At 65.9% G+C, this 23,067-nt stretch carries 13 protein-coding genes; 10 read left to right on the forward strand and 3 right to left on the reverse strand.

Going from position 1 to position 23,067, the window contains the following annotated elements:
- The first annotated feature begins 2 nt into the window (after positions 1–2).
- Together SJY20_RS08330 and SJY20_RS08335 are read left to right on the forward strand one after the other, a co-directional pair.
- On the forward strand, positions 3–3,029 hold the full coding sequence (locus SJY20_RS08330) for a TonB-dependent receptor domain-containing protein (protein ID WP_380786251.1): 3,027 nt from the start codon (positions 3–5) through the stop codon (positions 3,027–3,029).
- 41 nt (positions 3,030–3,070) lie between these two features.
- Positions 3,071–4,528, forward strand: a complete 1,458-nt coding sequence (locus SJY20_RS08335) for an amidohydrolase (protein ID WP_380786253.1) — start codon at positions 3,071–3,073, stop codon at positions 4,526–4,528.
- Positions 4,529–4,541: 13 nt separating this feature from the next.
- Here the strand turns inward: SJY20_RS08335 and SJY20_RS08340 are convergent, their stop codons facing one another.
- From SJY20_RS08340 to SJY20_RS08350, 3 genes are all read right to left on the reverse strand, one after another.
- Positions 4,542–8,135 carry a M1 family aminopeptidase gene (locus SJY20_RS08340; protein ID WP_380786254.1) on the reverse strand — a complete coding sequence of 1,198 codons (3,594 nt, stop codon included), beginning with the start codon at positions 8,133–8,135 and terminating at the stop codon, positions 4,542–4,544.
- Positions 8,136–8,140: 5 nt separating this feature from the next.
- Positions 8,141–9,052 carry an ABC transporter ATP-binding protein gene (locus SJY20_RS08345; RefSeq protein ID WP_380786256.1) on the reverse strand — a complete coding sequence of 304 codons (912 nt, stop codon included), beginning with the start codon at positions 9,050–9,052 and terminating at the stop codon, positions 8,141–8,143.
- Positions 9,053–9,116: 64 nt separating this feature from the next.
- The gene (locus SJY20_RS08350) at positions 9,117–10,064 is read right to left on the reverse strand and encodes a DMT family transporter (RefSeq protein WP_380786257.1); all 948 of its coding nucleotides are present in this window, start codon (positions 10,062–10,064) and stop codon (positions 9,117–9,119) included.
- A gap of 279 nt (positions 10,065–10,343) precedes the next feature.
- On the opposite strand from SJY20_RS08350, the gene SJY20_RS08355 reads away from it, so the two are divergent.
- The 8 genes from SJY20_RS08355 to SJY20_RS08390 all read left to right on the forward strand — a co-directional run bounded on the left by SJY20_RS08355 (position 10,344) and on the right by SJY20_RS08390 (position 23,065).
- The gene (locus SJY20_RS08355; protein ID WP_380786258.1) at positions 10,344–12,506 is read left to right on the forward strand and encodes a chondroitinase-B domain-containing protein; all 2,163 of its coding nucleotides are present in this window, start codon (positions 10,344–10,346) and stop codon (positions 12,504–12,506) included.
- The gene (locus SJY20_RS08360; protein ID WP_380786259.1) at positions 12,506–14,689 is read left to right on the forward strand and encodes an alginate lyase family protein; all 2,184 of its coding nucleotides are present in this window, start codon (positions 12,506–12,508) and stop codon (positions 14,687–14,689) included. The genes SJY20_RS08355 and SJY20_RS08360 overlap by 1 nt, the downstream gene beginning before the upstream one ends.
- Before the next feature lie 11 nt (positions 14,690–14,700).
- Complete coding sequence (locus tag SJY20_RS08365) at positions 14,701–15,993, forward strand: MFS transporter (protein WP_380786260.1); 1,293 nt, start codon at positions 14,701–14,703, stop codon at positions 15,991–15,993.
- Between the two features lie 3 nt (positions 15,994–15,996).
- Positions 15,997–16,749 (forward strand): SDR family NAD(P)-dependent oxidoreductase, encoded by a 753-nt coding sequence (locus SJY20_RS08370; protein ID WP_380786261.1) that lies wholly within the window; start codon positions 15,997–15,999, stop codon positions 16,747–16,749.
- 24 nt (positions 16,750–16,773) lie between these two features.
- Positions 16,774–17,652 (forward strand): rhamnogalacturonan acetylesterase, encoded by an 879-nt coding sequence (locus tag SJY20_RS08375; protein ID WP_380786262.1) that lies wholly within the window; start codon positions 16,774–16,776, stop codon positions 17,650–17,652.
- Positions 17,653–17,896: 244 nt separating this feature from the next.
- The gene (locus SJY20_RS08380) at positions 17,897–20,785 is read left to right on the forward strand and encodes a TonB-dependent receptor (protein ID WP_380786263.1); all 2,889 of its coding nucleotides are present in this window, start codon (positions 17,897–17,899) and stop codon (positions 20,783–20,785) included.
- A gap of 91 nt (positions 20,786–20,876) precedes the next feature.
- Positions 20,877–21,623, forward strand: a complete 747-nt coding sequence (locus tag SJY20_RS08385; RefSeq protein WP_380786264.1) for a FadR/GntR family transcriptional regulator — start codon at positions 20,877–20,879, stop codon at positions 21,621–21,623.
- 497 nt (positions 21,624–22,120) lie between these two features.
- Positions 22,121–23,065 carry an alpha/beta hydrolase gene (locus SJY20_RS08390; RefSeq protein WP_380786265.1) on the forward strand — a complete coding sequence of 315 codons (945 nt, stop codon included), beginning with the start codon at positions 22,121–22,123 and terminating at the stop codon, positions 23,063–23,065.
- Positions 23,066–23,067 lie beyond the last annotated feature (2 nt).

Genomic DNA, 23,067 nt, shown 5'->3' on the forward strand with positions numbered 1-23,067 from the left:
ACATGGTTGCACGGGGTATCACGCGCGCGTTTCTCGTCGGGAGCTGCGCCTCCATCGCAGTCGTCGCCGGCACCGCGCACGCGCAGAGCAGCGTGCCGACCGCGCCGCCGGCCAGCGTCCAGGCCGAACAGTCCGACGATGCACCCGCCGAAGAGATCACCGTCACCGGGTCGCGTATCGCCCGGTCCGACTATGTCGCGAACAGCCCGATCGTTTCGCTGTCGAGCGATACGCTGGAGAATACCGGCCGCATCACCGTCGAGAGCGCGCTGTCGCAGATGCCGCAGTTCGCCGGCGCGTTCGGGCAAGGCAATACCGGCAGCACCAGCACCGGACTCAACGGTGGGCAGGCCAATGCCAGCCTTCGCGGGCTCGGTTCGAAGCGTACGCTGATCCTGATGGACGGTCGTCGCCTGCAGCCGTCCAACCCCGACGGCTCGGTCGATCTGAATACCATCCCCGAGGCGCTGATCGAGAATATCGAGGTCATCACTGGCGGCGCGTCGACAACCTATGGGTCCGACGCCACCGCCGGTGTCGTCAATTTTCGCCTGCGCCGCAACTTCAAGGGGATCGAGCTGAACGGCCAGACCGGCGTCAGCAACTACGGCGACGGCAACACCTATCGCATCACCGCCACCGCGGGATCGGCGTTCGCCGACGAACGCGGCCATGCCGTGCTGTCGATCGACTATACCCGCCGCGACACCGCGCAGCAGGCCGAGCGCGACTATTTCACCTTCCGCACCACGACCCCGGGGCTCAGCACGATCCCGCAGGGCAGCGCGCTGTTCGGCGCGAACCTGCCGACGCTCGCCGCGGTCAACTCGGTGTTCGTCGGGCAATATGGTACCCAGGCGCTGACCGGCAACGCGGCGGGCCGTTATACCGGGCAGATCGGGTTCAACACCGACCAGACGCTGTTCAGCAGCTCGGGCGTGCCGGTGCTCAACTACCGCGATCCGCAGACCGACGAGGCCTATATCGTCAACAGCGGCACCAACAGCCAGCAGGTCAATTTCGGCTATAACGGCGGGTCGATCCAAGCCGATCTCGATCGGTATTCGGTGTTCGGCAAGGTCGACTACGACGTCACCGACAACATCAAGGCGTTCACCCAGTTCAGCTACACGACCTATAGCTCGACCGGGCTGACCAATCCGACGCTTGCCTCGAACGTCTACGGCCTGACCGTGCCGACGACCAATCCGTTCATCTCGCCGGCGTTCCGATCGATTCTCGCGTCGCGGCCGACGCCGGGCGCGCCCGTCACTTTCTACAAGGCGCTCAACATCCTGGGTCCGCGGATCCAGAGCTACGAGTATGACGTGTACCAGATCACCGCGGGGCTATCCGGCAAGATCGGCGTGCGCGACTGGACCTGGGATCTCTATGCCAACACCAGCCGTGCGAAGTTCGAGAATGCGCAGAGCGGCGGCGCCAGCGCAGGCGCGGTCGCGCGGCTGCTCAACAGCCCGACCGGTGGCGCCGACCTGTGCGCAGGGGGCTTCAACCCGTTCGGCAACATCACGCCGTCGCAGGAGTGCATCAGCTACATCTCGCGCCGGACGCTCAACACCAACGAACTGAAGCAGCGCACCGTCGAGGGCAACATCCAGGGTGGCATCGCGCGCCTGCCCGCGGGCGAGCTGCGCTTCGCGGTCGGTGCGGATTACCGCGAGAATTCCTACGCCTTCCAGCCGGATTCGCAGCTGTCGCTGCCCGACGGCACCAGCGACATCCTCGGCTACAGCGTGCTCCGCGCCGCTGGTGGCAAGGTCAAGGTCGGCGAGGCGTATGGCGAGCTGCTCGTGCCGCTGCTGCACGACATCCCGCTGATCAAGCAGTTCGATCTCGATCTCGGCTATCGCTATTCGAACTACAATTCGGTCGGCGGCGTGCATGCGTACAAGGCCGATGCGAACTGGCAGGTGTTCGACGCGCTGCGCCTGCGCGGCGGATACAACCGCGCGATCCGCGCACCGAGCGTGGGCGAGCTCTACGCCCCCGTGTCGACCGGCAGCGTCGCGATCGGCAGCCCGACCGCGACGACGTCGACCGGCGATCCGTGCGACGTGCGTTCGTCCTACCGCGTCGGCGCCAACGGCGGGCAGGTCCGCGCGCTGTGCCTGTCGCAGGGCATCCCGACCGCGATCATCGACAGCTATCAGCTCGGCACCGCGCAGGTGTTCGCGCTGACCGGCGGCAACCCGGACCTGCAGGAGGAGATCGCCGACACCTATTCGGCGGGTGGCGTCATCCAGTCGCCCTTCTCGTCGCCGGTGTTCCGCAACATGTCGCTGTCGATCGATTACTACCGCATCGACATCAAGCAGGCGGTCGGTCCGCTGTCGATCGCGCAGGCGTTCCAGTTCTGCTTCAACTCGGGCGGCAACAACCCGCAATACGCCGCCAGCAATTATTACTGCTCGCTGATCTCGCGCAACACCGCGAACGGCGTGCCGGTCAATCCACTGCAGCCGCTGCTCAACCTCGGCACGTTCAAGGTCCGCGGCATCGACGTGCAGTTCGACTGGAAGGTCAACCTGTCCGACATCGGGCTGGGTGGCGACTCCGGCACGATCGCGCTCAACACCGCGGTCAGCTATCTGGAATCGTTCAAGATCCAGGCACTGCCGGGCGCACCGAGCTACAATTATGCGGGCAGCATCGGCACCGGCGTCGAGACCACGGCGGGCCTTGCGCATCCCGAATGGAAGTCGGTGACGTCGTTCACCTATTCGCTGGGCGGGGCCAGCCTGGGGCTGCGCTGGCGCTATATCGACAGCATGATCTCGTCCGCGAAGGTCGTGAACCCCGCGAGCACCACGCGCGGCGTCGCTGCCTATAACGTGTTCGACCTGAACGCGCGGTTCGAGACCGGCGAGAAGACCGAGTTCCGGATGGGCATCACCAACCTGGCCAACAAGAAGCCACCGCAGGTCGGCGACACCGAGGCCAATTACGACGCGCAGAACTACGACGTGATCGGCCGGTATTTCTTCATGGGCATTACCAAGAAGTTCTGACCTTTCGATCCGCCCGTCCCCCTGTTGTGAAAGTCATATCCATGAAGACGAAGATGCTCTGGGCGGCGCTGATGGCGACCGTCGCCGTGCCTGCCGCCGCGCAGGAGCTAGCGCCCGCCGACCGTACCGCGCTGATCGGGGCGGTCGACGCCAACGCCAAGCCGATCTCCGACACCGCGCTGGCGATCTGGAAATATGCCGAGATGGGCTATCTCGAGACGCAGAGTTCGGCGTTGCTGCAACAGCGCCTGAAGGCCGCGGGGTTTACCGTGAAGGCAGGCGTTGCCGGCGAACCCACCGCGTTCGTCGCCAGCTTCAAGGTCGGCACCGGACCGGTCATCGGCATCCTAGCCGAGTACGACGCGCTGCCCGGATTGTCGCAGGCGGCATCCCCGGTGCGCACGCCGCTGGGCGGTGATGCAGGGCATGGTTGCGGGCACAATCTGTTCGGCACCGCCTCCACCTATGCTGCGATCGCGGTCAAGGAGTGGATGGTCAAGTCTAAGGTCCAGGGCGAAATCCGCGTCTATGGCACGCCCGCCGAGGAGGGCGGATCGGGCAAGGTCTATATGGTTCGCGAAGGGCTGTTCAACGACGTCGATACCGTGCTGCACTGGCACCCCGGCAACACCAACTCGGCGTCGCAGGCGCCGTCGCTCGCCAACATTTCCGGCAAGTTCCGCTTCCACGGCCGATCGTCGCACGCATCGGGCGCGCCGGAAAAGGGCCGGTCGGCGCTCGACGGAGTCGAGGGCCTGGACATGATGGTCAACATGATGCGCGAGCACGTCCCCGACCACACCCGCATCCACTATGTCATCACCAACGGCGGCAAGGCGCCCAACGTCGTGCCGGACGAGGCGGAGGTCTATTACTATGTCCGCGACCAGGACCCCGAGATCGTCAAGTCGGTGATGGACCGCGTCAAGAAGGCCGCGCAGGGCGCCGCGATGGGCACCGAGACGACGGTCGATTTCGAACAGACCGGCGGCGTCTACAGCCTGTTGTCGAACGAGGTCCTGATGAAGGCGATGGACCGCGGGCTGCACGCTGCGGGCGGCATCACCTGGACCCCCGAGGAGACCGCGTTCGCGACCGAGCTGCAGAAATCGATGCCAGCTGGCGCGCCTGCGCTTTCAAGCGTCGCCGAGATCGAGCCTGCTCAGCTGGAGACCAAGGCGATCGGCGGATCCACCGACGTGTCCGACGTCAGCTGGGTGACGCCGACGGTGGGGCTGTCGACCGCCACCTTCGTGCCGGGATCGGCGGGGCATAGCTGGCAGAACGTCGCCGCGGCGGGCTCCAGCATCGGCGTGAAGGGCGCGATCGTCGCCACCAAGACGCTGGCGCTGACCGCGGCGGAACTGTTCCGCAATCCTGCCGAGATCGCAGCGGCCAAGGCGGAGTTCGAGAAGCGTCGCGGGCCGAACTTCACCTACAAGGCGATGCTGGGCGATCGCAAACCGCCACTCGATTACCGCAAGACCGCGTCCGAATAAGCGGGGCGGGGGATCATGACGGGGCCGTAACCGCGACGACGTTGTCGTCGCCGTTACGGTCCACGTACATGTTGTAGGGATCGATCCCGGCAAACGCCGGCTTGTGGCGCGTGACGATGCGGACGGTCTGGACGCCCGAGACGATCGGCCGGCGTTCCTTGAGGATCACGTCCTTCGCGGCGAAGCTGCCGAGCCCGGGGCGCTGGTCGAACACGCCGACGTCGATCGTGTCCAGAAGCGGTGCGGCCTTCTCGACGCCGGTGCCGTTGGCGTAGAACTTGGCGGCGTCGATCGTCAGCACCGTCTCGAAATTGCCGTCGGCCAGCTTGCGCGTGGTCGCGGCGGTGGTCTTCAGGTCGTACACGGTGATGCGATCGAGCAGGTCAAGCACCAACTGCCGTTCGGCGGGCGTGCGCGCCAGTGACACGAAGCCTGCGACGAGATCGAGCGAGCGCGGGAACGGCTTGCCCTTGAACCGGTAGCGGGCGAGCAGGCCGCGCAGCATCGCGTTGACGCGCGTCTCGCCCAGCCGGTCCTGCAACAGATACATCACCAGCGACCCCTTGCGATAATGGATGTAACCCTGGTTCTCGACCCGATCGAGCGGCAGTTCCTCGACCACGTCGCCGCCGCGCGACCGCAGATAGCTGTCGAGTTCGTATTTCAGGAACCGCCGGATCTTGTCGTCGCCGTACTGGTGCTTCATCACCATCAGCGCGGAATATTGCGCCATGGTCTCGATCAGCATCGACCCGCCCTGCATGTCGGCGCTGACCAGTTGATGGCCCCAATATTGGTGTCCCAGCTCGTGCGCGGTGACATAGCTGACATAGTCGATCTTGTCGGGATTGCGGGTGTCCGCGACGAAGCCGATGCGTTCCGAATAGGGGATCGTCCCGGCGAAGGCCTGCGCGTAGCTGGCGTAACCGGGGAATTCGAGAATGCGCGCATAGTCGAACTGGTACGGCCCGAAATTGGCGCGGTAATAGGCGAGCGAGCGCTGCATCGCGTCGAGCATGCGATCGACGTTGAAGGCGTGTTGCGGATCGTAGAACACCGTCAGCTGCGTGCCGTCGACAGTCCGCGATCGTTCGGCATAGGCGGCCGACTGCACCGAGAAGAAGGCGAGGATCGGCGCGGTCGACACGAACCGCGCGGTCCGGCGTCCGTTTGCCGTGGAGTCGGCGACCTTGCGACCCGGCGCCACCGGCACCTGGCCGGCGATCGTCGAGACGGTCATGTCCGACCGCACCCACGGCGCGTTGTTGATCAGGTTGCGCGCCTGCGCCGAACGGTCCTCCAGCTTGGCCGGGCGGAGTTCGGGCGTCAGGCCGTATTTGCGACGCTTGGCGCGGTCCTGCAGCAGGCCGTCCTGGCTCATCCCGAACTGCGGCGCGAACTCGGCGTTCTGCAGGAAGACGCCATTGCCGACGACCCGCGTATCGTCGTTGTTGGCGACCAGACCGCGCTGCCACCGCGTTGCCTGGAACGCCATCGTGCCGCGTGCTCCGGGCGCGAGCGGGGTCGCGAACCGGTAGATGCGGTATTGCAGATCGCCGTCGTTCATCACCAGCCGTGCGCCGGGGATGACGATTTTGCCCAGATGCGTCTGATCGTTCATCAGGCGGACGTGAAGGTCAGACAACGGCGCGCCGGTGTCGTTGACGAACGCGTAGCTGCCGCTCGACTCCATCCGCCGCTGGTCGGGGTAGAGCGCGACGTTCAGCCGCATGTCGGTGACCGACGGCTGTTTCAGCTTGGCGTATCGGAGGTATTTCTTCTCGTAGCTCGCCAGCCGCGCCTCGCCGTCCTGCGTGGTGCGATAGCGGTTGATGACATCCATGTCGTGATACAGGAATGCGCCGCTGGCCGCGGTCACGACCAGCGCGCTCGCCATCACCGCGCCCGGCGCGCCGAGCAGCCGGCGGGGCATCTGCGCAAGGCGGACCCGGAGCCGGGTCTCGGTACCGCGGCGCCACAGCAGGTGCGCGAACACGCACAACGCCAACGCGACCGATCCCCAATAGAGCCTGAGCCACCACGCGCGGGGGCCGCCGACCTGCGCGCCGTTCATGTCGGACAGCGTGACCGTGCCGGTGCTTCCATATTGATACAGCGGGTGCTCGAACCCCAGATTGGTCAGCGTGATCGTGGCGACCAGATAGACGACCATGATCGCCCAGCCGACATATTTGTTAGGGCTCAGCGCCTGGACGAATACCGCGAGGACCGCGAGGATCACCGCATCCGCGGTCATCGGCAGCACCCACCAGGCCAGATAATGGCCGAGCGCGAGATCGGTCTGCCCGCGTGCCAGCTGGACCACGCAGGCGGTGAGCGCCGCGATCACCGCGGTCGCGAACAGCACGCCGGTGATCGCCAGCACCTTCGGCACCAGATACGCCCAGTTCGGCAGCGAGGTCGCGTCGACGATCTCGTGCATCCCCCGTTCGCGGTCGCGCCAGACCAGCTCGCCCGAATAATAGATCGCGATGATCAGCGGGATGATGCTGAAGCTGCCCTCCAGCGTGCCGATCACCGCGAAGGTGAGCTGGCGGATCGGCGCGCCGAACATCTCGTTGGCGAACAGCAACGCGGCCAGCGCGTTGAACAGCCCGACCAGCATCAGCACGACGAACGCCGGGCTGCGGAACACCAGCGCCATCTCGAACCGGCAGCGCGCTATCAGCCGCGTCCAGTTCGCTTCTGCCGGACGCGCGGCGGGAAGGCGATCTACGGTCAGCGGCGCGGTTGCGGCCAGCTTCTCGGTCGCGCGCTGCTGCCGGCGCAATCGTCGTTTCGAGACGCCGCGTTCGGTGAACGAGAAGCGGGCATAGGCGACGCCCATCGCGACCAGCCCGACGGCGATCACGATCACGCGGTTCCACATCAGCACGCCGACGAACGGCGGCATCCCGGCGTTCGCCTCGCTCGCCGTCCAGTAGCGCGTCGTCGAACCGAACGCGCCCATCCCGAACAGTTCGACATAACTGCCCGCCGCGCGCCATTCGGGCTTCGCGCGGATGATCGACATCAGCGCGAGGTACAGCATCAGGAACACGATCACGCCGAGGTACGAATACATCATCGACCGCGTCATCGTCGCCACCGCGAAGAAGATCGCCGAGGTCAGGAAGACGTTGGGCAGCGCGAGCAGGAAATACGCATAGGCGAAGTCGTGCAGCCGGTTCGGCCCCAGCGCCTCCTGATCGACCCATGGCATCAGCGATCCGAGCCAGATCGCCAGCGGGATCGCGGCGAACGCCAGCGCCGCCGCGGTAAACGCGCCGAGGAAGCGCGCCATCAGATAGTCGAACTTCGCGACCCGGGTCGATCGCACCATCGGGCCGAACCCGCTTTCGTCGTCGCGCACGATCACGTTGGCGACGAACGCGGTGGTCACGAACATGAAGAACAGCGACATGATCTGGTGGATCTGCGCGATCGCCACCGGCGCGTTCTTGTGGATGTTGGCGCCGCTGCCGATCTTGATCTGGTCGATCGTCATCGACCCGAAGGTCAGCAGGAAGAACAGGATCGCGACGGTCCAGAAGACCGGGTTGCGCAACTGATAGCGGAGTTCGAAGCGGGCGATCTGGCCGAACATCGCGCTCAGGCCGCGATGGTCGAGGAGGTCATGTCCGCCGCGGGCACGCGCCGCGACCGCGCGAGGGTGGAGAAATACACGTCTTCCAGCCCGCCGCGTGCTGCCGTGAAGCCGTCGCCGGGATCGTCGGGCGACAGGATGTGGATGATCGTCCGGCCGGCGAACAACCGCGTCGAGATCACCTCGTAGCGCAGCCGGCTTTCGTCGAGCTCGTCGCGACCGATCGTCTTGGCCCAGACGGTACCGCGGGTCCGTTCGATCAGGTCGAGCGGCGCGCCCTCGAGCTGAATCCGCCCCGCCGCCAAGACCGCCATGCGCGGACACAGGTCGGCGACGTCCTCGACGATGTGTGTCGACAGGATCACGACGACGTTCTCGCCGATCTCCGCCAGCAGGTTGAGGAAGCGGTTGCGCTCCTCTGGGTCTAGCCCTGCGGTCGGTTCGTCGACGATGATTAGCGCGGGGTTGCCGATCAGCGCCTGTGCGATCCCGAAGCGCTGGCGCATGCCACCCGAAAACCCCGCGATCGCCTTTTTCCGCACGGCCCAGAGATTGGTCTGGTTGAGCAGCGTCTCGACCGTTTCCTTGCGCTCGCGCGCCGAGGCGATGCCCTTCAGCACCGCCATGTGATCGAGCATGTCATAGGCGCTGACCCGCGGGTACACGCCGAAATCCTGCGGCAGATAACCGAGCGTCTCGCGCAGCGCCTCCGGGTTCGCGATCACGTCGATGTCCCCGAACCGGATCGAGCCCGCGGTCGGCGTCTGCAACGTCGCGATCGTCCGCATCAGCGTCGACTTGCCCGCGCCATTGGGCCCGAGCAGCCCGAACATCCCGTTGGGCACGCTCAGCGTCACATCGTCGAGCGCCCGCGTGCCGTTGGCGTACACGTGCGTGACATTGGTAAGTTCGAGCATCGATGGTCCCCCGTAGGGCCCAAGCTATCAGGTGTATTGCCGATGTAAAGCAGCTTGCTCCCGGTCAGGCGGGTACGTCTTCGTCCGCCGGTTTCATGCGCGTGCGGCTTTCGATGACGCTGAAGAAACCGACGCCGCCCAGCACGCAGACCGTCCCAACCGCCTCCGGCCAGCCGAACGGTTCGCCCAGCACCATGATCGCGACGCCGATCGTCACCACCGGGCTGATCGTCGAGACGATCGCAGTGCCCTGCGCGCCGATCCTCGCGGTCCCCGCCGACATCAGGAACGCAGGGACGATCGTCGCGAACACCGCCAAGGCCATGATCAAGGCCCACGCACCCGACGGCGGCACCAGCGCCGCGGCGCGGTGCGTCAGGAAGAACGCGAGCAACGCCGTCACGCCGGCCGCGCTCATCGCGACTGCGGTGAATAGCGATGGCCCGCAGCGCAGGATCAGTTCGCGCGCGAACAGCTGGTAAAGCGCAAAGGTCACCGCTGCGGTCGCGACGAACGCGCCGCCGATCAGCGCCGCCGTCCCCAGCCGCGTCGGTTCGCCGGCGAACATCACGAACAGGCCGACATAGCTCAAGCCGGCGCCGGTCAGGGCATGCGCGCGAAGCGGATGCCCCAGCAGCACGCGCCCGAACAGGATCACCAAGAACGGATAGGTGAACAGGATCAGTCGCTCGATCTGCGCATCCAGCGTCTGCAGTCCCTGGAAGTCGAGCCAGGACGACACGTAATAGCCGATGATGCCGACCAGCATGGCGAGCCCGAGCGTGCGGGCGTCCGGTCGCGCGTGCCGATCCAGCCGCCACCACCGGTGCGCGCCGACCAGCGCGAACACCGGCACCGCCAGCACCATCCGCATCGCCAGCAGGCTCGTCGTATCGATCCCGTAGCGATAGATCAGCTTGATCAGCACGCCCTTGATCGCGAACAGCATCGCGCCCGCCGCCGACAGCGCGAAACCGGCGACACGCCATGAAGGCGGGTGTGCGTCGTCCATCTTCAAGAACCGATCGGGCAAACGGGAATAGTGCGCAGACCGCGTTGGTGGTCTGTCGACGGGGCCTTAGCCGTTCGCGGTACGCCGCACTAGAGAGGGGCAATCGCGACCACGGCCGATAAGCGTTGCTCCCTTCGATGATTTCTGGTGCGACAATCTGGTATGGACATGCGTCCCGCAGATCGGCATATATCTGCTAGTCCAATAGCAGGTCCGCGAACGGCCGCGTCAGAGGGATGAGGTTTGCGCGTTTTATCGATCATCGCGATATCGGCCCTGATGGCGGGGGCGGCACCGGCGTTGGCGCGCGACTGGCTAGTCGGTGACGTCGCGCAGTTCGGGGACACGGTGCCGCGGCTGCAGCCGGGCGATACGATCGCGCTGGCCGATGGCGAGTGGCGCGACGCTGCGCTGGTTCTGGTCGGAAACGGGACGGCGGATCGGCCGATCACGCTGACCGCGCAGCATCCCGGTCGGGTCGTCCTGACGGGCACGTCGAGCCTCAAGCTCGCCGGCCGCTATCTCGTCGTTGCCAACCTCGTCTTCCGGGACGGCCACGCAACGGGCGGCGACGTCATCGCGTTCCGTACCGATGCGAAGCACTGGGCCGATCACAGTCGCCTGACCGGCGTCGTCATCGATCGCTTCAACAACCCCGATCGCCGGCGCGAGGATCACTGGATTGCGATCTACGGCAGCGACAATCGCGTCGATCATTCGCATTTCGAGGGCAAGCAGAACGCTGGCGCGATGATGGTGGTGGTGCGGCAGAAGGGTATGCCGCTCGATAACCGGCTGCGCATCGACCATAATTATTTCGGGCCGCGCCCGCCGCTCGGGTCCAACGGCGGCGAGACGATCCGGATCGGCACCAGCACCGAATCCGGCAGCGATTCGCATACAATCGTCGAGGATAATCTGTTCGAGGAATGCGACGGCGAGGTCGAGATCGTCTCGGTCAAGTCGGGCGGCAACAGCGTCCGCCGCAACCTGTTCCTGCGCTCGCAGGGCTCGGTCGTGCTGCGCCACGGCAGCGGCAATCGCGTCGAGGACAATGTGTTCCTGGGGCAGGGCGTCGCACATACCGGCGGGATCCGCGTGATCAACGAGCGCCAGACGATCCGCAACAATTACATGGAGGGGCTCGCCGGGGTCGACTTCACCAGCGCGATCGCGGTCATGAACGGCGTCCCGAACTCGCCCGTCAACCGCTACATGCCGGTGCGGCTGGCAACGATCGAGCGCAACAGCCTGATCCAGGTCGCGCAGGTGACGATCGGTGCGGGCGCGGATGCCGAACGGTCGCAGCCGCCGCGCGAGACGCGGATGGCAGGCAACCTCATCACCGGCGCGGGCGGGCAGGATCCGCTGCGGCTCGAGGGCGACGCAGCGGGCGTCACGTTTGAGGGCAACGTCATGGATGCCGCCAGCCCGTCCGCGCCCGGTCTGGCCCAGCGCGCGGTCAAGCTCGTGCGCGCAAAGAACGGCCTGCTCTACCCGGTCGATCCCGCACTCGCGGGGGTGGGAGCAGGCCGCGATCTGGCGCCGATCACCCGTGCGCAGGTCGGCGTCGACTGGTACCCGAAGCCGGCGTCGCGAACCGTGGCATTCGGCACCGGGCCGGTCGTTCGCGTGGCATCCGGCGGCGTACTCGCCAGCACGCCCCCCGGCGGCGTGCTGGAACTGGCGCCCGGCGACTATCCGGTCGCGGTACCGCTGATCGTCCGGCACCCGCTCACGGTCCGCGCGACCCCTGCGGGCGGCGCGACGCTACGGCAGCAAGCGGCGACGCTGTTCCAGCTGGAGGACGGCGGCAGCTTGGCGCTCGACGGCGTCGTGATCGATGGCACCGGTGCGCCCAAAATCGCCGGCAACGCCGTGATCCGCACCAGCGCACGGTCGATGCTCGCCAACTACCGTATCCTCGTCACCAACGCCCGTTTCGAACACATGGATGGCGCGCCCGGATTCGGCGTGCTGGCGACCACCCCGGGAACGCTGGCCGGCGACATCACGATCCGCGACAGCCGTATCGCCGGTGTCTCGGGCGCCGTGCTCGCGCTGGCAGCGGAGACGGGTGGCAAGGGCTGGTACGGCGCCGAGCAGGTGACGATCGACGGGGCGCAGTTCGAACGCGTCGCCACGATCGCCGACATGCTGCGCGCCGGTACCGATGAAAGTACCTTCGGGCCACGCTTCACGCTGTCCGGCTCGACGATCACCGGTGGTGGCGCGATCATGCTGTCCGGCGTCCAGGACACGACGATATCCGGCAACCGCTTCCGCCACGCGACCGGTATCCGCATCGCGCACAGCGTCGGATCGCCGCACACGCTTATCCGCCACAACATCTTCACGCGCACGCCGTCGCCGGCGGTGCGCGAACTCACCTATCGGGGGCCGCCCCGAGAAGTGATCGCCGACAATGAAAAGGGCCTTTGATGCGTATTCCGCTTTGGACTTTGGGCATCGTGCTGGCGACGACGACGCCGGGCATCGGGCACGCGCAGACCGCGCCGGTGCTGTTCGACGGCGCTGGCCTGAAGCTGATGGCGGCGGACGCCAAGCGCTATCCGCTGTTCGCCGCCGAGGTGGAGCGCACCCGCAAATCGGTCGACAAGGCGATGCGCGCCGGAATCCAGGTGCCGGTCCCCAAGGATCCGGGCGGCGGCTTCACGCACGAACAGCACAAGCGCAACTACACGGCGCTGTACGGCGCGGGGCTGTTGTACCGGATCACCGGCGACAAGGCCTATGCCGACTTCGCGCGCGCGATGCTGCTCGAATACGCCAAGCTGTATCCGACGCTCGGGCCGCACCCGGCCGCCGCCAACGAAGCCGCAGGGCGCCTGTTCTGGCAGAGCCTCAACGACAGCGTCTGGCTGGTCTATGGCATCCAGGGCTATGACGCGATCCGCGACACGCTGAGCGCGGCGGACCGCGAGACGATCGATACCAACATGTTCCGCAAGATGGCGGAATTCCTGTCGGTCGGGAATGCCAAGACCTTCAACCTGATCCACAACCATGCGACCTGGGCCGCGGCCGGCGTCGGCATGACCGGGTATGTGCTGCACGATCCGGAGCTGGTCGCACGCGCGCTGAAGGGCACCGACAAGAGCGGCAAGGCGGGCTTCCTGGCGCAGGTCGACCAGCTGTTCTCGCCCGACGGCTATTATACCGAAGGGCCCTATTACCAGCGCTATGCGATCCAGCCGTTCGTGGTGTTCGCCGATGCGATCCAGGCGAACCAGCCCGAACTGAAGATCTGGGAGCGGCATGGCGGGGTGCTGCCCAAGGCGATCCGCACCACCATCCAGCTGACCTATGACGGCTATTTCTTCCCGCTCAACGACGCGATGCCCGACAAGAGCCTGAAGACCGACGAGCTCTACCAGGCGGTCGCGATCGGCTATGCGGCGACCCGCGATCCGAGCTTCCTGTCGATCGCGAAGTGGCAGGGGCGCACCGTGCTGACGCCCGCGGGCCTCGCGGTCGCGCGCGATCTGGCGGCGGGCAAGGCACAGCCGTTCGCCTACACCTCGCAGCTGTTCCGCGACGGCCCCAACGGCGACGAAGGCGGTCTCGCGGTGATGCGATCGGGTACGGGCGACGACGCACAGGTGCTGGTCGCGAAGAACAGCGCGATGGGCATGGGGCACGGCCATTTCGACAAGCTAAACTGGATTTTCTACAACGCCGGGACCGCGATCGTCACCGATTACGGCGCGGCGCGGTTCCTCAACATCGAGAGCAAGGACGGCGGCCGCTACCTCAAGGAGAACGAGAGCTGGGCCAAGCAGACCGTCGCGCACAACACGCTGGTGGTGAACGAGACGTCGAACTTCGGCGGCAAGTGGAAAATCGGGCAGGACCTTGCGCCGAAGCAGCTCTATTTCTCGGGCGAGGGGGCACTGAAGGCAAGCACCGCCGAGATGGCGGGGGCGTGGCCGGGCGTCACCTTCCGCCGTACGCTGGTCCAGCTCGACTGGGGCAAAAGCGGGCCGATCGTGCTCGACCTGCTGCGCGCGACCGGCGCGGCGCCGGCGATCTATGACCTGCCGCTGCATTATGCCGGGCAGATCACAGATGTCGGCTTCCCGCTGCAGTCCAACGCCGCGGCGCGGCCGGTGCTGGGCAAGGCCAATGGCTATCAGCATATCTGGGTCGATGCGACCGGTACGCCGACCGCGGACACCGCGACGCTGACCTGGATCAACGGCGGCACCTTCTACACCTATCGGATGCTGCCGCCCGCCGGCACGACGATGATCCTCGGCGAGAGCGGGGCAAACGATCCGCGGTTCAACCTGCGCCGCGAGCCGCTGCTGATCCAGCGCGTGCAGGGCGTGAAGGACGCGACCTTCGTCTCGCTGCTCGAACCGCACGGCGCCTATGACCCGGCGGCGGAGACCACGGTCGCCAGCGTCAGCCAGATCCGGAGCCTGCACCACGTCCGCGCCGCCGATAGCGACGTGATCGCGATCGAGCCGCTGAAGGGGCCGGTGGTGACCATTGCGGTCGCCGACGACGTCACCGCCGGTAAGCCGCACACCGCGACGATCGATGGCCGCACGGTGCGCTGGACCGGGCATATCGCGCGGATCGAAGCCGGATCGAAATGATGCAGGGCAAGATGCCAGGTAAAGTTGGGGGCCTGCGCTGGTTCGTCATCGCGCTGATCGGGCTGGCGACCGTGATCAACTATATCGACCGCAACGCGCTGGCGGTGATGTGGCCGGCGGTGTCGAAGGACATCGGCGCGGACAAGTCCGACTACGCGCTGTTGGTGACGGTATTCATGATCGCCTACGCGGTCGGCCAGTCGCTGTTCGGTCGCATCCTGGACGTGATCGGCACGCGTATGGGGTTCGTCGCGTCGATCTTCTTCTGGTCGGTGTCGATTGCCGGGCATGCGATGGTCCGCTCGCTCGGACTGCTCGGCGTGTTGCGCGTGACGCTGGGGTTGAGCGAGGCGGGCAACTGGCCGGGCGCGGTCAAGGCCAACGCCGCCTGGTTTCCGCCGCAGGAACGCGCGCTGGCGCAGGGGATCTTCAACTCCGGCGCCGCGATCGGCGCGATCATCTCGGCGCCGCTGGTCGCGATCCTCTATGAGGGGCTGGGTTGGCGCGCGACCTTCCTGCTGATCGGCGTGCTCGGCTTCCTGTGGCTGGTGCCGTGGCTGTTCCTGTATCGCGGTGAGCCCGGCGCGCATCCCTGGCTGAGCGAGGCGGAGCGCGCGCATATCGCGGGCGAGGGGCTCGACGCGGTGCGGAAGCCCGCCGGTTATGCACCGAACCTCGGACAACTGCTCCGTCACCGCGAGACCTGGGCGATCCTGGTCAGCCGCTTCTTCCTCGATCCGGTGTGGTGGCTGTTCGTGTCGTGGCTGCCGATCTATCTCGCCGAGACCTTCGGGTTCGACGTCAAGCAGATCGGCCTGTTCGCCTGGGTGCCGTTCGTCGGCGCGATGTTCGGCAGCCTGCTGGGCGGCTGGGCATCGGGCAGGCTGATCCGGCGTGGCTGGTCGGCGCTGCGCGCGCGGCAGGTGGCGATCACCGCGGGCGGCGCGATCATGCTGCCGGCGCTGTTGCTGACCGCGACCGCGGCGACGCCGCTCTATGCGGTGCTGCTGATCGCGGTCGTGCTGTTCGGCTTCCAGATCGCGATCAACAACGTCCAGACGCTGCCGGGCGATTATTTCGCCGGCGGCACGGTCGGGTCGCTGGCGGGGATCGGCGGCACCGCCGCGGTCGCCGGCACGCTGGTCACCACCTGGCTGGTGCCGGTGATGACCGTCCATGGCTACGGCCCGATCTTTGCTCTGTCGGCGGCGATCGTGCCGCTCGGCGTGCTCGCCATCTGGCTGTTCGGCGGGCGCACCGCGCCGGTCGCACGGCCCTCCACACATCCCATCGAAAAGGTCTGAGACATGAGATTCACCAACAAGATCGCCATCGTTACCGGCGGCGGGCGCGACATCGGCAAGTCGATCTCGCTGCGCCTCGCGAGCGAGGGCGCCACCGTCGTCGTCAACTATCGCAGCGACGAAGCGTCCGCACAGGCGACCGCCGACGCCATCGCCGCGGCCGGTGGCACCGCGTTCCTGTACCAAGCCGACGTCACCGACCCAGGCCAGGTCGCGGCGATGGTCGCGGCGACGACCGCGAAATTCGGCGAACGCATCGACTATCTGGTGAATTGCGCGGGCGGCATGATCGCGCGGAAGACGCTGGCCGAGATGGACGTCGATTTCTTCGACGACGTGATGGCGCTCAACTTCCGCTCCTCTTTCCTCGTCACCAAGGCCGTACAGCCGCATCTGGTACGCGGTAGTGCGATCGTGAACATCGCGTCGCTCGCCGGCCGCGATGGTGGCGGGCCGGGCGCCTCGATCTATGCCGCCGCCAAGGGTGCGCTGATGACGATCACGCGCGGCTGGGCCAAGGAGTTCGGGCCGCAGGGCATCCGCGTCAACGCGCTGTGCCCGGGGCTGATCGGCACCAGCTTCCACGACATTTTCTCCAAGCCCGAAGGCCGCGCCGCGGTCGCCAGCAACACCCCGCTGCGCCGCGAGGGCCATCCGGACGAGGTCGCGGCGTCGGTCGCATACCTGCTGTCCGAGGACGCGTCGTTCCTGAACGGCGTCAACCTCGACATCAACGGCGGCCTGTTCTTCTCGTAACACGGACACGGAGGGACACATCCGATGCGACACATGATTCTCGCGCTGGCGCTGGTGGGAACACCGGCGCTGGCCCAGGACGAGCCGGCACATCCGCGCGTTGCGGGCGAGGTGCCCAAGACGCGCAGCGATACCGCGCCGATCAAGGCGTACAAGCTGATCCTGGTCGGGGATTCGACGATGGCGCCGGGCAGCGGCTGGGCGTCGGTGTTCTGCGCGGAGCATGTGAAGTCGAGCGTCGCCTGCCTCAACCTGGGGCGCGGCGGGCGTTCGACGCGCAGCTATCGACAGGAGGGATCCTGGGCGATCGCGCAGAACGAGATCGCGACCAGAGGCTATGCCGGCACCTATGTGCTGATCCAGTTCGGGCACAACGATCAGTCCTCCGCGCCCGAGCGCTGGACCGCGATCGACAGCGAGTTTCCCGCGAACCTGACCCGGTACGTCCAGGAGGTGCGCGCAGGGGGCGGCATTCCGGTGCTGCTGACGCCGCTGTCGCGGCGCGAGTTCAAGGACGGCAGGCTGCTCAACACGCTGGACGTGTGGTCCGATCAGGTGCGCAAGGTCGCCACGGCCACCAAAACGCCGTTGATCGACCTCAACGCGGAGAGCGCGCAAGTCGTGCAGCGGCTGGGGCCGGTGGCGGCGATGAAAATGGCGATGGCCGACCCGATCGCTGCGGAAGTCGAGGCGGCGAAGGCCGGTACGACCTTGCCTCCGCGCACGGCGGCGGCAGCGCGGGTGCCGGATGCGCCGACCACGCCGGATGGTCCGCGCGGGCAGGTCGGACGGAAATTCGACTATACGCATGTCGGCGATGCCGGCGCGCGGGTGTTCTCGACGCTGGTCGCCAATGGTCTGGCCAAGGTCGTGCCGGCGTTGCGAGGCCAGTTGGTCCCGTAACCGCCGCCTGCCGTCCAAGCCGCCGAAGCCGCGCGGCAGAACATTTGCCATTCGCTTGTTGCGCCTTGCTCGACGTCGAGCATCGCGGACTCACGTCCACCGCTCGGATGTACTGGTATTGTCGTCAGATAAAATTGGACCAGCAATATGTATTGAGCATGCCGCACAACTGGTATAGCAAAGTGTCTTGTCAGATCGTCACGACCGGAACAACGGCGGGCGTACTACAGGCTGGGAGAGCATGATGAGGGACGTTACGCCGCAATCCAGGTTCACGGTGCGATCGCGATTGCTGGGAGGCGGCGTTGCGCTGTGGTGCCTGGCGATGGCCGCGCCCGCGGCGGCGCAGGTTACGTCCGCGCCACCCCCCGCCGACGGTGCGGCCACCCCGGCCGAACCCGCCGAACCGACCGATTCCGACATCATCGTCACCGGCATCCGCAACACCATCGAGACCTCGATCGCCACCAAGCGCAACGAGAACGCGATCGTCGACGTGCTGACGTCGTCGGATATCGGCGACCTGCCCGCGCTGTCGATCGGCGAGGCGATCCAGACCATCACCGGCGCCACCAGTCACCAGGAAAAGGGTGGCGCGACCGAAATCTCGCTGCGCGGGCTCGGCTCGTTCCTCAGCGCAACGACCTTCAACGGGCGCGAAGCCTCGAATGGCAGCGGCGATCGCGCGGTCAACTTCAACCAGTTCCCGTCGGAGCTCGTTAGCGGCATCAAGATCTACAAGTCGCAACAGGCCAACATCATCGAGGGCGGCGTCGCGGGCACCATCGAGCTCGAGACGCTGCGCCCGCTCGATTACGGCAAGCGATCGTTGCAGGCCGAGGTGAAGGGTAACTACAACCCGTATCAGGACAAGATCCGCGGGCAGGGTGCCTGGGGCTGGCGCGGCACCGCGAGCTATGTCGACCAGTTCAACCTCGGCAGCCTGGGCGATATCGGCATCGCGATCGGCGTGCAGCGCAACCAGGTCAACAATCCCGAGGAAACCTACGCCGCCGGCAGCACCTATTACGCGTGCAATCCGCTGGTCGTGTCGACCGGCACCTGCGCGCAGGTCACGCGACAGCAGGGCGCGGCGGGGGCAGCCTTTTACCTCGCGCCGAACTCGGCGACGTTCCGGCAGATCACCGAGCAGGACAAGCGCGACGCGATCATCGGCTCGCTGCAATGGAAACCCGACCCGACGGTCGATATCAACCTCGACGTCCAATATTCGAAGCGCAATTATTCCGAGGATCGCCACGACCTGACGATCGCGGAGACCGCCTATTCGTTGCGCAACGTGGTGTATGACGACCAGCATCGGCTGGTCTCGGCGACCGGCAGCTCGTCGATCGATACGGTCGGCAACTATCTGACGCGCAGCGAGGAATATCTCGGCGGCGGCGGTTCGATGAACTGGAAGGCGACCGACCGGCTGACGCTGAGCACCGACGTGTCCTATTCGCAGACCAAGCGTCGGACGCTGCAACGTACGGTGCGGCTGCGCACCGATCCGTTCGACGTCAACAACGTCCGCACCGCGATCAACAACCAGCGCATCCCCTTCACCTATGACACCAGCGGCGGGTTCGCGACCAACATCACGCTCGATCCGCGCTTCAACGTCAACGACTGGTCGCTCTTCAGCGACGACGCCCGGCTACGGCGCGACGACGAGTACAAGCAGGACACGATCTTCGCCTCGCGGATCGACGCCGCCTATGAATTCGAGGGGCTTCTGAAGAAGATCGAGGTCGGTGGGCGCTATTCGCGGCGGCGCTATCTCAACATCAACGATCTGGTCGAGATCACGCAGGACGATCGCACCGTCGACCAGCGCGTCAACAATGCCTGCCGCACAGCCTTTCCGCAGGCGGGGTATCTGAAGGATGCGCCCGGCCAGTCGATCACGTCCTGGGCAACCTTCGATACGCTATGTCAGTTCCGCGGCTATCTCGGCACCGAGGACCCCGGGATCGGGGCCGACACCCGCGCGGTCGACAATGCCGACGTCACCGAGAAAGTCTGGTCGGGTTACGCGATGGGATCGTACGAGGGGCAGCTGGGAAGCACGCCGGTTCGCGGCAATTTCGGCGTGCGCGTGGTCCAGACCGACGTCGTCTCACTGGGCCTGCGATCGGGCCTGAACGTCATCACCAATTCGGACGGTTCCGTCCGGCTGGTCGAGAACGACAATTTCGAGACGCAGACGCTGACCAACAGCTATTTCCGCGCGCTGCCCAGCATCAACGCCAATTTCGACGTGTCGGACACCGTCGTCGCGCGCGTCGCCGCCTATCGCGCGATGTCGCGGCCGGCGCCGAGCGATCTCGCCGCCGGGCGCACGATCGCGCTGGAGGACGGCACCGCCTTCACCAACGTCGCCGACGCGATCGGGCAGGTCGTCGCCGACGGCTCGCCCTCGCTCAAGCCGATCATGTCGTGGAACGGCGATGTCGCGCTCGAATGGTACCCCAACAAGGACACGATCGTCGCGGGCACGCTCTACTACAAGAGTTTCGGCGGCGGCTTCACACCGGTGCTGATCGACGAGACGTTCACGATCGGCGGGCAGGACGTCGTCGTGCCGGTCACGCAGCGCCAGAACAGCGCGGAGAAGAGCCGCGTCTACGGGCTCGAGCTGACGCTTTCGAACCGCTTTTCCTGGTTGCCGGCGCCGTTCGACGGGCTGGGCGCCAAGGTCAGCTACAACTACGCCGATTCCAACTTCAAGAACTACGATATCCGGCTCGGCGACGTGGTCGATCCGACCACCGGCGTGGTCACGCCGGGGATCATCCCGGCCGCGAACCTGTCCGGCTATTCCAAGCACACCGGTTCGGGGCAGCTCTATTATCAGCTGAAGGGCCTGTCGCTGGAGGCGATCTACACCTACCGCTCACGCTATTATCAGGACTTCGTCGGCGGCAATTCGCAGCTTCGCTACGTCCGTCCGTCGAACCTGATCAACCTGCGTGCGTCCTACGACATCAACCGCAACGCGTCGTTGCGGTTCGAAGCGCTCAACGTGTTCAACAACCCCAAGGTCACCGACATGCCGGTGTACGGCAACAGCCGCCAATATCATTATTACGGACCGAAATACTTCGTCGGGATCAGGGTGCGCCTGTAGCCATAATGGCCTTGGGCGGCCCGGACGGCTTGTGCGGCCCGGGCCAAATGGTATGACAATCCAAGCGCAAGGCAGAGGAATTGTTAGGCCAATGGCGGATCGTCGTCTTTTCCAGAGTGTTGCGGACCAGATCGTCGCGCTGATCGAAAACGGTGCGTTCCCGCCGGGTTCGCGCTTGCCCGGCGAGCGCGAGCTTTCCGAGCGCTTCAACGTCAGCCGCGTCACGATCCGCGAGGCCGAGATCGCGCTGCAGGCGATCGGGCGGATCCGGATCAAGACCGGATCCGGCGTGTACGTCTCGGAAATGGTGCCGCAGGAGGCGGGGCAGCTGCCGCAGGTCAGCGCGTTCGAACTGACCGAGGCGCGATCGCTGTTCGAATCCGAAGCCGCGGCGCTGGCCGCGCCGATCATTTCCGACGACGATATGGCGACGCTGCGCGACCTGCTCGCGCAGATGGCGCAGGACGGCCTCGACGACGAGGCGGTGACCGCGATCGACCGGCTGTTCCACCTGACCATCGCCGCCGCGTCGGGCAACAAGGCGATCATCCACGTCATCGAAACGCTGTGGCGGCTGCGAACCGAAATCGCCGAGGTGCGCCGTACGCATGCCTCGGTCTGCCATAGCGATGGAACCGCGCGTCAGCGCGAGCATGCCGCGATCGTCGATGCGCTGGCGCGCCGCGATCCGCAGGCGGCGCGCGTCGCGATGCGACAGCATTTCAGCCGGCTGCTCGAAGCGATGCTCGACGCGACTGAAGAACGCGAGATCGAGGAGACCAAGCATCGCGCGGCGGCCAGCCGAGCGCGGTTCCTGATGAGTGCGCGGCTGAACTGACGTCTAGCCGGTCGGACCTAGCAAAGGCTGCATTGCATTGTGAGTTGCCAGCAAAATGTTACCTTCCGAACCCAAGTCTGAGCCTGGCTGTGGCGTGCACCGACCTCGCCGCAGGACGACGTAAAGCGCGATGTTCAAACTGATCGGGCAACTGCCCGAAAGGAGTGGCAACATTGTTTGACTGAGGAAGAATACGGATGGTCCCAGAAAGGCATCGCTGGGCCTGCGAACTGCAACCGCGTCAAGGTATCGAGCGGACCGCCACGTGCTGTTCTCGACATTAGCGAAGGCCTTTTGGCATTCAGTCGTGAACATTGAGAACCAGCACAAGCGCTATTTTCACACCTGTGGAGATACTAAGTATTGGTACTCCAGTACACCGAGACCGGCCGTATGGTGTTGGAGCCTTGCGTTATCAGATCTAAGGCGAAGGCCACTGATGCTATCATGCGCCGGTGGTCTATTCAGGGCATCAAGGGGGGCGCGGTGATGCAAGGATGACGAGACGCGGACTGATCGCAGTGTTGTTGCTGGCCATAGCGAGCCAAGCGATCGCCAATCACGTCGTCGACGACAGCTATACGGTCGCGCGTCGCCTGGACGGGTATCGTTCGCAATATTTGGGGATTGCCTTGCCGGTGATTGCGCCCCGGACCGGACAGACCATGGCCTTCGATCTCGCCTACAAGACGGTGGGCGGCCGGGATCTGCACATCGACGTGTTCGGGCCGGGACAGCAGCGCAACCTTCGACAGGGGCTGGTGCTGGTCCACGGCGGCGCGTGGCGGTCGGGCAGCAAGACGCATTTCTACGCACTCGCCAACCTGCTGGCGCAACGTGGCTACACCGTCTTCCTGCCGGAATATCGCCTGACGCCGGAGCAGCGCTATCCGGCGGGCATGGAGGACATCGCCGATGCGCTGGCCTGGGCGCAGGACCAAGCGTCGCGCTACGGCTTGCGTGCCGATGATATCGCGATTGGGGGGGCGTCCTCGGGCGGGCAGATGGCGTCGCTGCTCGCCTATCGCGGCGGCCGCGCGGGGCGGCCGGCGAACGCCCTGATCGATCTGGACGGCGTGCTCGATGCGAGCAGCCCGCTGGCGTTGCAATACGAGAACGCCGCCGCGCCGCTGGCGCAGTGGCTTGGCGGATCGTTCGAGCAGGTGCCCGATACCTGGCGCGATGCGAGCGCGGCGAGCCATGTCGGGGCCAGGTCCCCGCCGACGCTGATCGTCAGCAGTGGCGCGCCCCGCTTTACCGCCGGGCGCGAGCAGGTAACGTCTGTGCTCAAGCGGAACGGCATCCGAACGACGACCTATGTCTACGCCGTGGCGCCGCATGATTTCTGGCTGTTCCAGCCGTTCCTCGATCAGGCGGTCAACCAGATTACGACGTTTCTGCAGGCCGTCGATGCCGATCAGGCGCGCAAGACCAGGAGATGATG

The sequence above is a fragment of the Sphingomonas sp. R86521 genome, assembly GCF_042466235.1.
GTDB lineage: Bacteria > Pseudomonadota > Alphaproteobacteria > Sphingomonadales > Sphingomonadaceae > Sphingomonas.

Bases quoted from the DNA above. Each gene is read 5' to 3' on its own strand.
- SJY20_RS08375 (WP_380786262.1), top strand. From the start codon at position 16,774: ATGCGACACATGATTCTCGCGCTGGCGCTGGTGGGAACACCGGCGCTG.
- SJY20_RS08345 (WP_380786256.1), bottom strand. From the start codon at position 9,052: ATGCTCGAACTTACCAATGTCACGCACGTGTACGCCAACGGCACGCGG.
- SJY20_RS08370 (WP_380786261.1), top strand. From the start codon at position 15,997: ATGAGATTCACCAACAAGATCGCCATCGTTACCGGCGGCGGGCGCGAC.
- SJY20_RS08380 (WP_380786263.1), top strand. From the start codon at position 17,897: ATGAGGGACGTTACGCCGCAATCCAGGTTCACGGTGCGATCGCGATTG.
- SJY20_RS08335 (WP_380786253.1), top strand. From the start codon at position 3,071: ATGAAGACGAAGATGCTCTGGGCGGCGCTGATGGCGACCGTCGCCGTG.
- SJY20_RS08340 (WP_380786254.1), bottom strand. From the start codon at position 8,135: ATGTTCGGCCAGATCGCCCGCTTCGAACTCCGCTATCAGTTGCGCAAC.
- SJY20_RS08355 (WP_380786258.1), top strand. From the start codon at position 10,344: ATGGCGGGGGCGGCACCGGCGTTGGCGCGCGACTGGCTAGTCGGTGAC.
- SJY20_RS08390 (WP_380786265.1), top strand. From the start codon at position 22,121: ATGACGAGACGCGGACTGATCGCAGTGTTGTTGCTGGCCATAGCGAGC.
- SJY20_RS08360 (WP_380786259.1), top strand. From the start codon at position 12,506: ATGCGTATTCCGCTTTGGACTTTGGGCATCGTGCTGGCGACGACGACG.
- SJY20_RS08365 (WP_380786260.1), top strand. From the start codon at position 14,701: ATGCCAGGTAAAGTTGGGGGCCTGCGCTGGTTCGTCATCGCGCTGATC.
- SJY20_RS08330 (WP_380786251.1), top strand. From the start codon at position 3: ATGGTTGCACGGGGTATCACGCGCGCGTTTCTCGTCGGGAGCTGCGCC.
- SJY20_RS08350 (WP_380786257.1), bottom strand. From the start codon at position 10,064: ATGGACGACGCACACCCGCCTTCATGGCGTGTCGCCGGTTTCGCGCTG.
- SJY20_RS08385 (WP_380786264.1), top strand. From the start codon at position 20,877: ATGGCGGATCGTCGTCTTTTCCAGAGTGTTGCGGACCAGATCGTCGCG.